The following is a 13624-nucleotide window of genomic DNA, read 5'->3' on the forward strand; positions in this document are numbered from 1 at the left end:
GATCAGGGCCGCATGAAGCCGTAGTCCTGATCGTCGTCGAGGTTTTCCGCGAGAAAGCGCAACTCGTCGGCCAGGTCTTCGGCGTTGCGCACCGTCTTGCTCTGTTGCACCACCGCGCTGAGCAAGGCGCGCAGACTCAGGCCCGGATCGAAGCCCACCTCCAGCGCCATGTCCAGACTCTGCCGCGTCTCCTGCCTCGCCCACTCGTAAACACTCATGCCGCTGCTCCTGAAGGAATTTGGCCGAGCATGAAATGCCGCGTGGATGACGGATTTGATGTGGATCAAGACTTGGGGTCGTCGTCCTTCCACGGCGCCGAAAGGTAGCGGGTGCGGTTGAAGGTTTCCAGCCACTCGGGGCTGAACACCACCAGCGCGCTGATCACCATGCCGTTGATGAACGCTTCGGGAAAGATCAGCAGCCACAGGTAGCCGATGAAGTCTTCCAGCCATTCCGGCATGGCGAACAGACCGTCGTACCAGAGCAGGCCCAGACTCAGCGTCAGACACAGCAATGCGGACAACGCCGCCGCAAAGAACCCGGAACAGAAGATGTACACAAACGGATTTCGCGGCTGGGCACGCTCGACGAGGATCGCCACGCACTCGGTGATCAACACCGGCAACAGGATCAGCAACGTACCGTTGACCCCGACCGCCGCCAGATCCTGACGCCCGAGCAACACCAGCCCGAGCTGCGCCACCAGCCCGCCGATGATCGCCAGCGGCCAGTCGAGCAGCAACGTCACGGCGGTCATACCGATGAAGTGATAAGAAACCCCGGTGTCGAAATCCCTGCGCACCATCCACAGCAGAAACAAGGCGAACACAGTGCCGAACAGCAGATGCTGACGACGACTGTCGCTGAACAACTCGACCCACGGCGCACGACAGATCGCCCACAACAGCACCGGCAGGTAAATCAGCCAGCCGAGTGTCAGGCTCGTCGACGACAGCAGTTCTGCACCGATCATGAATCCCTTACCTTCTCCATGGGTTTGATTCCTTCATCGGAGTCTACACCGCCCTCTTCCGGGCATCAGCCGATGCAAAGCTTTCTGCTTGTCGCATTTGAACGCTAAGCTTGGCCTATGGATGACTCAGATTACTTACGCCTGCTGACCATTGCGGCCGAGCAAGCCAACGCGTTCCTGTCCAATGCCCGCAAATGGGAGCGTGAGCGTTGGGTCTGCCAGCGCCTGCTGCAAGGCTTGAACATTCCCTACCGTGCCGATGAGTTCGCCCCCGCCGGCGAGCCGCCGGACGTGCTGTTTCGCGATGCCAATTTCGAAGTGTTCTTCGTTCTCGATGAAGGGCGCCGGCTCAACGACGAATGGCGCGATGAACTGCAACGCCGCCGCAGTGCGTTTTCCCTCAGCCAGTTGGTGCGTCGTGAAGCCAAGCCACGGCGGATCCCGGCCAATGAATTCTTACTGCGACTGGCGCCGACCTTGCGCAAAAAAGCGCACAACTACAAGGAACGCGGCATGGATCTGGGCGAACTGGACATCATCGCCTTCGCCAGCCTCAAGCGCGAGGTGCTGGACCTCAACAGCCATTTTCCACCGCCGACCGAGTATCTGCGTCAGGGTTGGCGCTCGCTGTCGCTGGTCGGCCCGACCTTCGCCCGGGTGCTGTTCGCCCATCCCGATGCGCCGGACTTTCTGCGCAGCAACCTCGGTCGCAGTATCGTCTTCGATGTCGGGATCAGCCTGTGACGCCGCTGCAGCAGTTGATTGCCGACGTCCCGCAGACTGGCCGCGTACGCTGGATCGGCGTGCGCCCCGAGTCTCGCGGCCCGATGATCGAGCTAGACGCGGTCGAGGCACGGCTCGAAGCCGGATTGACCGGTGACCACGCCCGCCCCGGCGTGCGCAATGCGCGGCAAGTGACGTTGATTCAGTTCGAACACTTGGCCGTGATCAGCGCGCTCATGGGCCGACCTGAAGATCAACCCGTGCGGGCTGAAGACCTGCGGCGCAATCTGGTGATCAGCGGTATCAATCTGTTTAGTCTCAAGGGTCGGCGCTTTCGCATCGGTCAGGCAATATTCGAGACCACCGGTTGGTGCCAGCCCTGCGCGCGCCTGCAAAACAACCTCGGTCCCGGCACCTTTCAAGCGGTGCGCGGGCATGGCGGAATTACCGCGCGGGTGTTACAAAGCGGGATCATTCGCCTCGACGACGGTGTGTCTGTCGAACCGGTTCCGGACAGCGGCTATGCTGCGTTCAACCCCGGTTGAAAACCGCTGTAGCTTCTGCACATTCAGCAACGTCTACCTGACGAGGCCTTTATGACCAGCCGCCTGAACCCCGAAGACCAAAAGCATGTCGAAGAGTACCTGCAACTGTCCCAACACCGTGTCGAGCGCCGGCCTTTTCGGCCGTGGATGCTCCTGGTGCTGGTGCTGGCAGTGACCATTGGTCTGGGCCTGCTGAGCCGACTTATCAGTTACCTGACGCTATGAGCAGCATTGCGCTCGCGAAGGTGATTGCACCGATTTCCTTTAAAAACCTTGCGAGTGATCCCTATGTCCCATCGTATTGTTATTGTCGGCGGCGGCGCCGGCGGTCTGGAGTTGGCTACCCGTCTGGGTAAGACTCTGGGCAAGCGCGGCACGGCCAGTGTGATGCTGGTCGACGCGAACCTGACGCACATCTGGAAGCCCCTGCTGCACGAAGTGGCCGCCGGATCCCTGAACTCTTCCGAGGATGAACTCAATTATGTTGCCCAGGCGAAATGGAACCACTTCGAGTTCCAGCTGGGGCGCATGAGCGGGCTCGATCGCGCGCAGAAGAAAATCCAGCTGGCCGCCACCTACGACGAAAACGGCGTGGAACTGGTTCCTGCGCGTGAAGTGGCCTACGACTCGCTGGTGATCAGCGTCGGCAGCACCACCAACGATTTCGGCACCCAGGGCGCAGCGCAGCACTGCCTGTTCCTCGACACCCGCAAACAGGCCGAGCGCTTTCACCAGCAATTGCTCAACCATTACCTGCGCGCGCATGCCGGGCAGACCGATGTGGTCGAGCAGATCAGTGTGGCGATCGTCGGGGCCGGCGCCACGGGTGTCGAACTGGCGGCAGAACTGCACAATGCCGCACACGAACTGGCGGCCTACGGTCTGGACCGAATCAAACCGGAAAACATGCACATCACCCTGATCGAAGCCGGCCCACGGGTGTTGCCAGCCCTGCCGGAGCGCATCAGCGGCCCGGTGCACAAGACTCTGGAGAAACTCGGGGTCAATGTGATGACCAACGCTTCGGTCAGCGAAGTGACCGCCGACAGCCTGATCACCGCCGATGGCAACGTGATCAAGGCCAGCCTGAAAGTCTGGGCTGCCGGGATTCGCGCGCCGGGTTTCCTCAAGGACATCGACGGCCTGGAGACCAACCGCATCAACCAGTTGCAAGTGCTGCCGACGTTGCAGACCACCCGCGACGAAAACATTTTCGCCTTCGGTGACTGCGCCGCCTGCCCTCAACCGGGTTCGGATCGCAACGTGCCACCGCGTGCGCAAGCCGCGCACCAACAGGCGTCGTTGCTGGCCAAGTCACTGAAGCTGCGCATCGAGGGCAAAACCCTGCCGGAGTACAAGTACACCGACTACGGCTCGCTGATTTCGCTGTCGCGTTTTTCGGCTGTGGGTAACTTGATGGGTAACCTGACCGGCAGTGTGATGCTGGAGGGCTGGCTGGCGCGGATGTTCTACGTGTCGCTGTACCGCATGCACCAGATGGCGCTGTACGGACCGTTCCGCACGGCGATGCTGATGCTGGGCAGCAAGATCGGTCGCGGCACCGAGCCACGCCTGAAGCTACATTGATCCACCCTGTAGGAGTGAGCCTGCTCGCGATAGCAGTGGGTCAGTCAATTCATTCATGACTGACACACCGCTATCGCGAGCAGGCTCACTCCTACAATGATTTTGCTTAGGGCCTGAGTTTTTCATGGGCAAAAAAAATCCCCGTATCTTTCGATACGAGGATTTTCAATATGGTCGGGGTAAGGGGATTCGAACTCCTGACATCCTGCTCCCAAAGCAGGCGCGCTACCGGACTGCGCTATACCCCGGTAAAAAAAAGGCGACCTTTCAAAGATCGCCTTCTTCGATCAGCGCTTTTGGCCTCTGATCTTAAGATTCGATCCCAGTGTTACCTGGTTTCAAAAATGGTGGGTCGTGTGGGATTCGAACCTACGACCAATTGGTTAAAAGCCAACTGCTCTACCAACTGAGCTAACGACCCAAAAATGGTCGGGGTAAGGGGATTCGAACTCCTGACATCCTGCTCCCAAAGCAGGCGCGCTACCGGACTGCGCTATACCCCGGTTTGAAATTGGCTCCGTGACCAGGACTCGAACCTGGGACCCAATGATTAACAGTCATTTGCTCTACCGACTGAGCTATCACGGAACTACATATTTCAATTTACAACGGTGAAACTTACAGCTCTTAGACTTCCGTTCGCATCACTGCGTTCGTGTGTCTGAGGCGCGCTATTCTACAACCTAGAACACCTCTGTCAACCCCCTAAATCGCTTTCAAGTTAATGATTTGCAACTTATTTCAGATTTCAGCTCAGTGAGCTGAGATGCTGCGGGTGACTGACTGCGGGGCGCACTTTACAAGCCTTTTCCTTAGACTTCAACAGCCTAACGAAAAAAAGGCCTCGCAAAGCGAGGCCTTCCTTATTTCATTGGCGTTGCCGCTCAGTCGAAAACGATTTCGTCGTTCACGACCTTGCCGGTTGCCGTGTCGCCTGGCAGGAAATGCCCCGACAGGATCAACTGCGCCAACGGGTTTTCGATCCAGCGCTGGATCGCACGTTTGAGAGGACGTGCGCCATAAACCGGGTCGTAACCGACGGCAATCAGCTTGTCCATCGCTTCCGGACTCAGTTCCAGCTTCAGCTCGCGCTCGGCCAGACGACTGCGCAGACGGCCCAACTGGATCTCGGTAATGCCCGCGATCTGATCCCGCGCCAATGGCTCGAAGATCACCACTTCGTCGACCCGGTTGATGAACTCCGGACGGAAGTGCGACGTCAGCGCGTCCATCACCGCTGCACGCTGGGCCTCACGGTCACCGACCAGTTCCTGGATCTGCGACGAACCGAGGTTCGAGGTCATGACGATCACGGTATTGCGGAAATCCACCGTGCGCCCGTGACTGTCGGTCAGACGCCCATCCTCCAGCACCTGCAGCAGGATGTTGAACACATCCGGATGTGCCTTCTCGACCTCGTCCAGCAGGATCACCGAGTAAGGCTTGCGGCGTACCGCTTCGGTCAGGTAACCACCCTCCTCGTAGCCGACATAGCCTGGTGGCGCACCAATCAGCCGTGCCACGGAATGTTTCTCCATGAACTCGGACATGTCGATCCGCACCATCGCCTCTTCAGTATCAAAGAGGAATTCGGCCAGCGCCTTGCACAGCTCGGTTTTACCGACACCGGTCGGGCCGAGGAACATAAACGAGCCGCTTGGACGATTCGGATCCGCCAGCCCGGCACGCGAGCGGCGTACCGCGTTGGCGACCGCAACCACTGCCTCGTCCTGACCAATCACACGCTGATGCAACAGGCTTTCCATCTTCATCAGCTTGTCGCGCTCGCCTTCGAGCATTTTCGACACCGGAATACCGGTCCACTTCGAAACGACTTCGGCGATTTCCTCTTCGGTCACCTTGCTGCGCAGCAGCTGGTTTTCGCTCTTGCCGTGCTGATCGACCATTTGCAGGCTGCGTTCCAGATCCGGGATCACCCCGTACTGCAATTCGGCCATGCGGTTGAGGTCGCCTTTACGGCGCGCCGCTTCCAGTTCCTGACGCGACTGCTCGATCTTTTGCTGAATCTGCGCCGAACCCTGTACCTCGGCTTTTTCCGAGTTCCAGATTTCTTCCAGATCCGAATATTCACGCTCGAGGCGAACGATTTCTTCCTGGAGTTTTTCCAGGCGTTTCATCGCCGCTTCATCGCTTTCTTTCTTCAGTGCCTGGGATTCAACCTTGAGCTGAATCAAACGACGTTCCAGACGATCCAGCACTTCCGGCTTGGAGTCGATCTCCATGCGGATACGGCTGGCAGCCTCATCGATCAGGTCGATGGCCTTGTCCGGCAACTGCCGGTCAGTGATATAGCGATGGCTGAGCTTGGCCGCGGCGATGATCGCGCCGTCAGTGATCGCCACTTTATGGTGAACCTCATAACGCTCCTTTAGGCCACGCAGGATGGCGATGGTGTCTTCTTCGCTCGGCTCGTCCACCAGGACTTTCTGGAAACGCCGCTCAAGCGCCGCATCCTTCTCTATATATTGGCGATACTCGTTGAGCGTGGTAGCGCCGACGCAGTGCAGCTCACCGCGCGCCAGTGCCGGTTTGAGCATGTTGCCGGCATCCATCGAGCCTTCGCCCTTACCGGCACCGACCATGGTGTGCAGTTCGTCGATGAACAGAATGATCTGCCCCTCCTGTTTCGACAGCTCGTTGAGCAGCGCTTTCAGGCGCTCTTCGAACTCACCGCGATACTTGGCACCGGCAATCAGCGCGCCCATGTCCAGCGACAGCAGACGTTTGCCCTTGAGGCCGTCCGGCACTTCGCCGTTGATGATGCGCTGGGCCAGACCTTCGGCAATCGCGGTTTTACCCACGCCAGGTTCGCCGATCAGCACCGGGTTGTTCTTGGTGCGACGCTGCAGAACCTGAATGGTGCGGCGAATTTCGTCGTCACGGCCGATCACCGGATCGAGCTTGCCGTCTTCGGCGCGCTTGGTCAGGTCGACGGTGTATTTGTCCAGCGCCTGACGCGACTCTTCGTGGTTGGCGTCATTCACCGCCTCACCACCGCGCAGGTTGTTGATCGCGTTTTCCAGGGCTTTCTTGCTCACGCCCTGGCCGAGCAGCAGTTTGCCGAGCTTGCTGTTCTCGTCCATCGCGGCGAGCAGCACCAGCTCGCTGGAAATGAACTGGTCGCCCTTCTGCTGAGCCAGGCGATCAGCCTGATTGAGCAGACGCGCCAGATCCTGCGACATGTTGACGTCGCCGGTCGGGTTCTGGATTTTCGGTAATTGGTCGAGCTCTTTGGTCAGCTCTTTGCGCAAGCTGTTGACGTCGAAGCCGACTTGCATCAACAGGGGTTTGATCGAACCACCCTGCTGTTCAAGCATGGCCTGCATCAAGTGCGCCGGCTCGATGGCCGGATGATCGTGGCCAACGGCCAGGGATTGGGCGTCGGACAACGCCAACTGTAATTTGCTGGTTAAACGGTCTATACGCATGGGGTCACCTTCCTTTTGAGCAGGCCGGACCTAAAAACCATCCTGAATAAAGAAACCTGCCAGATACCACTGTAGATGCGGTCGATTCTGGGAGATTCAAGCGTCAGCGAGTTGATTCAGGTCAGGCAAGTCTAGCGGGTGAGCCAGACAAGGGAGGCGAAACGGCCAGTGCGCGACGCACGGCGGTAAGAAAAGAAGCGCGGGTCGGTCACGGTGCAGAAACCGCCGCCATAAACCGCAGTGACACCGCGTTCAGCCAGGCGCAGGCGCGCCAGCAGATAGATGTCGGCCATGAACTTGCCAGCATTGTGGCTGGGGACGAAGGCTGCTGCCGCTTCCGGCAATTGATTGACAAAGACTTCGCGTACTTCCGGGCCGACTTCAAAGGCTTTCGGGCCAATGGCCGGGCCGAGCCAGACCAGTACGTCCGCCGCAGCAGTGTCGAGATGATCTAGAGTGGCTTCCAGTACGCCCGCCGCCAAACCGCGCCAACCGGCGTGAGCCGCCGCGACGCGAGTACCGGCACGGTTGCAGAACAATGCCGGCAGACAATCTGCGGTCATCGCCGTGCAGGCAATCCCGGGAGTCGCCGTCCAACTGGCATCGGCGGTGGCAACCACGCCCGGATCAGCATGGGCCACGGCAATCCCGTGTACTTGCTGCAACCAGGCAGGCTGTATAGAAAAGTGTTCGGTCAGACGCCGACGATTCTCGGCGACTGCATCCGGGCGATCATCGACATGATCACCCAGATTGAGGCTGTCGAACGGCGCCTCGCTGACACCCCCCTCGCGGGTGGTGACACAGGCCCTGACGCTGGCCGGCGCAGGCCAGTCCGGCGTCAGCCAGTTCATCCGACGAATGCCTCGCGATCCTGCTTGAGCAGGGTCAGCAGCCAGACGAAGTCTTCCGGCAGCGGCGATTCCCAGCTCATGCGCTCACCGGTGGTCGGATGATCCAGCTCAAGGAAGCGCGCGTGCAGCGCCTGACGCGGGAAGTGCTTGAGCGACTCGACCATGGTCGGGTTCGCGGCAGGCGGAATGCGGAAACGACCGCCGTACGCCGGGTCGCCGACCAACGGGAAGTTGATGTGCGACATGTGCACGCGAATCTGGTGGGTCCGGCCGGTTTCCAGTTTGACCCGCACGTGCGTGTGCGAACGGAAACGCTCCAGCACGCGGTAATGACTGACGGCCGGCTTGCCGCCTTCCATCACTGCCATGCGCTGGCGCTGCTGACCATGACGGCCGATCGGGGCGTTGATCTTGCCCCCGGCGGTCACGACACCGATCACGATGCACTCGTAGATCCGGCTGACACTGCGGCTTTGCAACTGGGCAACAAGCTTGGTCTGCGCCTGGATGGTCTTGGCCACCACCATCAGACCGGTGGTGTCCTTGTCCAGGCGGTGCACGATACCGGCGCGCGGGACATTGATGATGTCCGGCACGTGGTGCAGCAAGGCATTGAGCAAGGTGCCATCGGCGTGGCCGGCAGCCGGGTGCACCACCAGGCCCGCAGGCTTGTTGATCACCAGGATGTCGTCGTCTTCATAGACGATGTCGAGCTCGATGTCCTGGGCGATCCACTCGCCCTGGGCTTCCTGCTCGGCAGTCAGCTCAAGGATGGCACCGCCATGCACGATGTCGCGCGGGCGGATGACCGCCCCGTCCACAGTCAGGCGACCTTCTTTGATCCAGGCGGAAAGGCGCGAGCGTGAGTGCTCAGCGAAGAGTTGGGCGGCGACTTGATCGAGGCGTTGGCCGCCCAAATCGGACGGCACCTCTGCGCGAAGTTCAATTTTATCGGACATGCTCTGACTGGGCGTCGGCACAGCCTTTGGTTTCGGCTGCGCGCTTGTGGTTAAATACGGCGTCTTTTGCCCCGAGGCTTTTCAACGGGGCGCTCATCATAACAGGACGGCCCCGCCCAAGACAGCGGCCGTCATAGGGACGCAAGCCGCCATGCAAGTGAAACACCTGCTGCTGATCGCCATCCTCGCATTGACCGCTGCTTGCTCATCGAAGGAAGTCGTAGACGAAAACCTCAGCGAAGCCGAGCTGTATCAGCAGGCTCAGACTGACCTGGACAACAACAGCTACACCAGCGCCACAGCCAAGCTGAAGGCCCTGGAGTCGCGTTATCCGTTCGGTCGCTACGCCGATCAGGCACAGCTGGAGTTGATCTACGCCAACTACAAGAACGCCGAGCCGGAAGCTGCAAAGTCCGCCGCCGAGCGTTTCATTCGTTTGCATCCGCAGCATCCGAACGTGGATTACGCGTACTACTTGAAAGGTCTGACCTCTTTCGACCAGGACGTCGGCCTGCTGGCGCGCTTCCTGCCGCTGGACATGACCAAGCGTGACCCGGGCGCTGCCCGCGACTCGTACAACGAGTTTGCCCAGCTGACCAGCCGCTACCCGAACAGCCGCTACGCGCCGGACGCCAAGCAGCGCATGATCTACCTGCGCAACCTGCTGGCGGCCTACGAAATCCACGTAGCCGACTACTACCTGACTCGTCAGGCCTACGTCGCCGCCGCCAACCGTGGCCGTTATGTAGTGGAAAACTTCCAGGAAACCCCATCGGTCGGCGACGGCCTGGCGGTGATGACCGAGGCTTACCAGCGTTTGCACCTGGACGATCTGGCCGCCACCAGCCTGGAAACCCTGAAGCTCAACTACCCGAACCACCCGAGCCTGCAGGACGGTCAGTTCGTGCCATCGGTCGCCGAAGCCGACAACCGTTCGTTCCTGAGCAAGGCGACGCTGGGTCTGATCGAATCGCGTCCACCGCTGCCGCCGGGAGAAACCCGCGCCAACCAGGACGTGCAGAAGCAGTTCCAGGACGCGAAAGACGCAATTCCGAACGAGCTCAAGCCTAAAGACGAAAACGGTGACGTGATCGAGGAAGAACATCACGAGGCTGAGGGCAACAACGATGACCGTTCGTGGTTCAGCTACATGACCTTCGGCGTGTTCGACTGATCACACCGGGCGGCACAAAAAAGGGAGATCTGCGGATCTCCCTTTTTCATTGCAGCGCATTAATAGTCTGTGCGCTTGCCGGCTCCTTGGCTAAACTGCCGAATCATTAGCCGAAAAGCCGCCCATCATGCTTCGTTTACTGTTCTGGATTGTCCTGATTTTCGCTGCGGTATGGCTGTGGCGCAAATTCAAGGCGCCCGCCGCTTCCGCCCAGTCGCCCCGCGAGCATGACGCCGCGCCGATGGTGCGCTGCGCCCATTGCGGCGTGCACCTGCCGCGCGATCGCGCGCTGAACCTTCAGCAACAGTGGTATTGCAGCCAGGCTCACCTTGAGCAAGGCCCGGGCACCAGTGATCGCTGAGGCCGCCAACGCCGACAGTAAACAGGCGCAGCGCCTGCTGCGCCTTTATCACCTCTACCGTTTAAGCGTCGGCATCACCCTGGTGTTGCTGATCTCCAGCAACATGGACAACCGCCTGCTGACGTCGGCCGACGACGACCTGCTGCGCAGCGGCAGCTGGTTGTATCTGGTGTTGAACATTCTGCTGGTGGTGTTCCTGGAGAACACCCGCCGCCCGGCGCAGCTGTTCAGCCTGGCGCTGGTCGATGTGCTGCTGCTGTGCGGCCTGTTCTACGCGGCGGGCGGCGTCGCCAGCGCCATCGGCAACCTGCTGATTGTCTCGGTGGCGATCGCCAATACCCTGCTGCGCCGACGCATCGGCCTGCTCATTGCCGCCATCGGCGCGCTCGGCATTGTCGTTTCCAGCTTCCTGCTGGGTTTCAGCCATCCCCTGAGCGCCAATGATTACCTGCAAGCCGGGACCCTCGGCGCCCTGTGTTTTGCCGCATCGATGCTGGTACAGGGCCTGGTTCGACGCCTGGAAGTCAGCGAGACCCTCGCCGAACAGCGCGCCAGCGAGGTGGTCGGCCTCGAGGCCCTCAACGCCCTGATTCTGCAGCGCATGCGCACCGGCATTCTGGTGCTCGACGAACAGCGCCGGGTGCAACTGGCCAATCACAGCGCGAAAAACCTGCTGGCGCAGTCGCACCTTGAGGGGCATTTGATCGATGACTACTCGCCGGCACTGGTCGAGCGCCTGCAACTGTGGCTGAGCAACCCGACCCTGCGCCCGCAGAGCCTGAAGATTCCCGGCAACGGTCTGGAGCTGCAACCGAACTTCATCGCCCTCGCACAGAGCCCGAACCAGCAGACCCTGATATTTCTCGAAGACCTCGCGCAAGTCGCCCAGCAAGCCCAGCAACTCAAACTCGCCGCGCTCGGGCGCCTGACCGCCGGCATCGCCCATGAAATCCGTAACCCGCTGGGGGCCATCAGTCACGCCGCGCAGCTATTGGGCGAGTCCGAGGAACTCGATGGCGCGGATCGACGTCTGACACAGATTATTCAAGACCACTCCCAGCGCATGAACCGAGTCATTGAAAACGTCCTGCAACTGTCGCGTCGCCAGCAGAGCGCTCCGCAACGGCTGGATCTCAAGCCGTGGCTGGAACGCTTCGTCTGCGAGAGCCGCGAGCAGGCGACTGAGCGCCAGTCGATTCATTTGCGGATCAACTCCGGAGACTTCATCACATTGATGGACCCCGACCAGCTCACGCAAATTCTCGACAATCTGTTACGCAACGGCTGGCGGCACAGCGCCCTGCTGCACGAGCAGGCCGAGGTCTGGCTGGCACTGTTCATAGACCCCGACAGTCAGCTGGCGGTGCTCGAAGTACAGGACAACGGCCCCGGTGTGCCGCCCGATCAGCAGGCGCATCTGTTCGAACCGTTCTTCACCACCAGCAGCCAAGGCACCGGCCTTGGGCTTTATCTGTCCCGTGAGCTGTGCGAAAGCAACCAGGCGCGCCTAGACTTCAAACCACGCCAAGGCGGCGGCTGCTTTCGCATCACCTTTGCTCACGGACGGAAACAAAGTTGAACACGAGCCCACGGCAAAAAATCCTCATCGTCGACGACGAACCGGATATCCGCGAACTCCTGGAAATCACCCTGGGACGGATGAAACTCGACACCTTCAGCGCACGCAACCTCGGCGAAGCCCAAGCGTTGCTGCACAACAACACCTTCGACCTGTGCCTGACCGACATGCGCCTGCCCGACGGCACGGGGCTGGACCTGGTGCAGCACATCCAGCAACGTTATCCACAACTGCCGGTGGCGATGATCACCGCGTACGGCAGTCTGGAAACGGCGATCAACGCCTTGAAGGCCGGGGCCTTCGACTTCCTGACCAAGCCGGTTGATCTGACGCGCCTGCGCGAACTGGTCAGCACCGCATTGCGCATGCCGGCGGCGGGTGGCGCTGTATCGTCGATAGATCGGCGCCTGCTTGGCGACTCGCAGCCCATGCGCAATCTGCGCAAACAGATCGACAAACTGGCGCGCAGTCAGGCACCGGTCTACATCAGTGGAGAATCGGGCAGCGGCAAAGAACTGGTCGCGCGGCTGATCCACGAACAGGGGCCACGCGCCAGCAAGCCGTTTGTGCCGGTCAACTGCGGGGCAATTCCGTCGGAGCTGATGGAAAGCGAGTTTTTCGGCCATCGCAAGGGCAGCTTCACTGGCGCGGTCGAGGATAAACCCGGACTGTTCCAGGCCGCGCACGGCGGCACCCTGTTTCTCGACGAGGTGGCGGACCTGCCGCTGTCGATGCAGGTCAAATTGCTCCGAGCGATTCAGGAGAAGGCCGTGCGCAGCGTCGGCGGCCAGCAGGAAGCGGTGGTCGATGTGCGCATTCTTTGCGCCACCCACAAGGATCTCGACGCCGAGGTCGCCGCCGGACGCTTTCGCCAGGACCTGTATTACCGCTTGAACGTGATCGAACTGCGCGTGCCATCCCTGCGCGAACGGCGCGATGACATCGAAGTGCTGGCTGCGCAGATGCTCCAGCGTCTGGCGGCAGGCAGCGGCCGCGCGGCGGCCCGTCTGCACCCGCAGGCGCTTGAGGCGCTGAAGAGTTACCGTTTTCCGGGGAATGTGCGGGAGCTGGAAAACGTCCTCGAACGGGCGCACACGCTGTGTGAAAACCAGTTGATCGAGGCCGCGGATTTACGTCTCAGCGAAGGTAATTGCGCGGTCGAGGGCGGTATTGCCGACCTGACGCAAATCGATAACCTTGAGGACTATCTGGAGAACGTCGAGCGCAAGCTGATCCTGCAGGCGCTGGAGGAAACGCGCTGGAATCGTACGGCGGCGGCGCAGCGGTTGAGTCTGTCGTTTCGCTCGATGCGTTATCGGCTGAAGAAACTCGGTCTGGATTGAGCCTGTAAAGATCGCAGCCTGCGGCAGCTCCTACAGGAAACGCATTCCAATGTAGGAGCTGCCGCAGGCTGCGATCT

The 13624-nt window shown here is 60.4% G+C and carries 13 protein-coding genes and 4 tRNA genes; 8 read left to right on the plus strand and 9 right to left on the minus strand.

Going from position 1 to position 13624, the window contains the following annotated elements; translation table 11 throughout:
• Window positions 1–2: 2 nt before the first annotated feature.
• Both JN524_RS20490 and JN524_RS20495 read right to left on the minus strand, forming a co-directional pair.
• Window positions 3–218, minus strand: coding sequence for a hypothetical protein (locus tag JN524_RS20490; RefSeq protein ID WP_003228298.1), 216 nt, complete (start codon window positions 216–218; stop codon window positions 3–5).
• A gap of 65 nt (window positions 219–283) precedes the next feature.
• Complete coding sequence (locus JN524_RS20495; RefSeq protein ID WP_202370521.1) at window positions 284–973, minus strand: energy-coupling factor ABC transporter permease; 690 nt, start codon at window positions 971–973, stop codon at window positions 284–286.
• 117 nt (window positions 974–1090) lie between these two features.
• Between JN524_RS20495 and JN524_RS20500 the strand changes: the two genes are divergently transcribed.
• From JN524_RS20500 to JN524_RS20515, 4 genes are all read left to right on the plus strand, one after another.
• Window positions 1091–1717 carry a DUF1780 domain-containing protein gene (locus JN524_RS20500; RefSeq protein ID WP_003228301.1) on the plus strand — a complete coding sequence of 209 codons (627 nt, stop codon included), beginning with the start codon at window positions 1091–1093 and terminating at the stop codon, window positions 1715–1717.
• The gene (locus JN524_RS20505) at window positions 1714–2241 is read left to right on the plus strand and encodes an MOSC domain-containing protein (RefSeq protein WP_202370522.1); all 528 of its coding nucleotides are present in this window, start codon (window positions 1714–1716) and stop codon (window positions 2239–2241) included. The genes JN524_RS20500 and JN524_RS20505 overlap by 4 nt, the downstream gene beginning before the upstream one ends.
• Window positions 2242–2292: 51 nt before the next feature.
• Window positions 2293–2466 carry a DUF3094 family protein gene (locus JN524_RS20510; RefSeq protein ID WP_003228304.1) on the plus strand — a complete coding sequence of 58 codons (174 nt, stop codon included), beginning with the start codon at window positions 2293–2295 and terminating at the stop codon, window positions 2464–2466.
• 63 nt (window positions 2467–2529) lie between these two features.
• Window positions 2530–3828 carry an NAD(P)/FAD-dependent oxidoreductase gene (locus JN524_RS20515; protein WP_047600277.1) on the plus strand — a complete coding sequence of 433 codons (1299 nt, stop codon included), beginning with the start codon at window positions 2530–2532 and terminating at the stop codon, window positions 3826–3828.
• Between the two features lie 171 nt (window positions 3829–3999).
• On the opposite strand, the gene JN524_RS20520 is transcribed toward JN524_RS20515, so the two are convergent.
• The 7 genes from JN524_RS20520 to rluD form a co-directional block, all read right to left on the minus strand.
• A tRNA-Pro gene (locus tag JN524_RS20520) sits at window positions 4000–4076 on the minus strand.
• A 97-nt stretch (window positions 4077–4173) separates the two neighbouring features.
• A tRNA-Lys gene (locus tag JN524_RS20525) sits at window positions 4174–4249 on the minus strand.
• 5 nt (window positions 4250–4254) lie between these two features.
• Window positions 4255–4331 (minus strand) — tRNA-Pro (locus JN524_RS20530).
• 9 nt (window positions 4332–4340) lie between these two features.
• A tRNA-Asn gene (locus JN524_RS20535) sits at window positions 4341–4416 on the minus strand.
• 296 nt (window positions 4417–4712) lie between these two features.
• On the minus strand, window positions 4713–7277 hold the full coding sequence (gene clpB / locus JN524_RS20540) for an ATP-dependent chaperone ClpB (protein ID WP_007963856.1): 2565 nt from the start codon (window positions 7275–7277) through the stop codon (window positions 4713–4715).
• A 131-nt stretch (window positions 7278–7408) separates the two neighbouring features.
• Entirely contained in the window at window positions 7409–8131 is a 723-nt protein-coding gene (pgeF, locus tag JN524_RS20545) for a peptidoglycan editing factor PgeF (RefSeq protein WP_134787357.1), read from the minus strand.
• Window positions 8128–9090, minus strand: coding sequence for a 23S rRNA pseudouridine(1911/1915/1917) synthase RluD (gene rluD / locus JN524_RS20550; RefSeq protein WP_007963852.1), 963 nt, complete (start codon window positions 9088–9090; stop codon window positions 8128–8130). Before rluD ends, pgeF begins: the two co-directional genes overlap by 4 nt.
• 151 nt (window positions 9091–9241) lie before the next feature.
• Between rluD and JN524_RS20555 the strand changes: the two genes are divergently transcribed.
• The 4 genes from JN524_RS20555 to JN524_RS20570 all read left to right on the plus strand — a co-directional run bounded on the left by JN524_RS20555 (window position 9242) and on the right by JN524_RS20570 (window position 13547).
• On the plus strand, window positions 9242–10264 hold the full coding sequence (locus tag JN524_RS20555) for an outer membrane protein assembly factor BamD (RefSeq protein ID WP_027612809.1): 1023 nt from the start codon (window positions 9242–9244) through the stop codon (window positions 10262–10264).
• 127 nt (window positions 10265–10391) lie between these two features.
• Complete coding sequence (locus JN524_RS20560) at window positions 10392–10625, plus strand: PP0621 family protein (protein WP_097089235.1); 234 nt, start codon at window positions 10392–10394, stop codon at window positions 10623–10625.
• On the plus strand, window positions 10615–12204 hold the full coding sequence (locus JN524_RS20565) for an ATP-binding protein (protein WP_202370523.1): 1590 nt from the start codon (window positions 10615–10617) through the stop codon (window positions 12202–12204). Before JN524_RS20560 ends, JN524_RS20565 begins: the two co-directional genes overlap by 11 nt.
• Window positions 12201–13547 (plus strand): sigma-54-dependent transcriptional regulator, encoded by a 1347-nt coding sequence (locus JN524_RS20570; RefSeq protein WP_202370524.1) that lies wholly within the window; start codon window positions 12201–12203, stop codon window positions 13545–13547. The genes JN524_RS20565 and JN524_RS20570 overlap by 4 nt, the downstream gene beginning before the upstream one ends.
• Window positions 13548–13624: the final 77 nt, after the last annotated feature.

The sequence above is a fragment of the Pseudomonas sp. MWU318 genome (assembly GCF_016756945.1).
Classification (GTDB): domain Bacteria; phylum Pseudomonadota; class Gammaproteobacteria; order Pseudomonadales; family Pseudomonadaceae; genus Aquipseudomonas; species Aquipseudomonas putida_A.

Coding starts and splice junctions, on each gene's coding strand:
- clpB (WP_007963856.1), bottom strand. CDS start 7,277: ATGCGTATAGACCGTTTAACCAGCAAATTACAGTTGGCGTTGTCCGAC.
- JN524_RS20555 (WP_027612809.1), top strand. CDS start 9,242: ATGCAAGTGAAACACCTGCTGCTGATCGCCATCCTCGCATTGACCGCT.
- JN524_RS20510 (WP_003228304.1), top strand. CDS start 2,293: ATGACCAGCCGCCTGAACCCCGAAGACCAAAAGCATGTCGAAGAGTAC.
- JN524_RS20490 (WP_003228298.1), bottom strand. CDS start 218: ATGAGTGTTTACGAGTGGGCGAGGCAGGAGACGCGGCAGAGTCTGGAC.
- JN524_RS20560 (WP_097089235.1), top strand. CDS start 10,392: ATGCTTCGTTTACTGTTCTGGATTGTCCTGATTTTCGCTGCGGTATGG.
- JN524_RS20515 (WP_047600277.1), top strand. CDS start 2,530: ATGTCCCATCGTATTGTTATTGTCGGCGGCGGCGCCGGCGGTCTGGAG.
- pgeF (WP_134787357.1), bottom strand. CDS start 8,131: ATGAACTGGCTGACGCCGGACTGGCCTGCGCCGGCCAGCGTCAGGGCC.
- rluD (WP_007963852.1), bottom strand. CDS start 9,090: ATGTCCGATAAAATTGAACTTCGCGCAGAGGTGCCGTCCGATTTGGGC.
- JN524_RS20495 (WP_202370521.1), bottom strand. CDS start 973: ATGATCGGTGCAGAACTGCTGTCGTCGACGAGCCTGACACTCGGCTGG.
- JN524_RS20500 (WP_003228301.1), top strand. CDS start 1,091: ATGGATGACTCAGATTACTTACGCCTGCTGACCATTGCGGCCGAGCAA.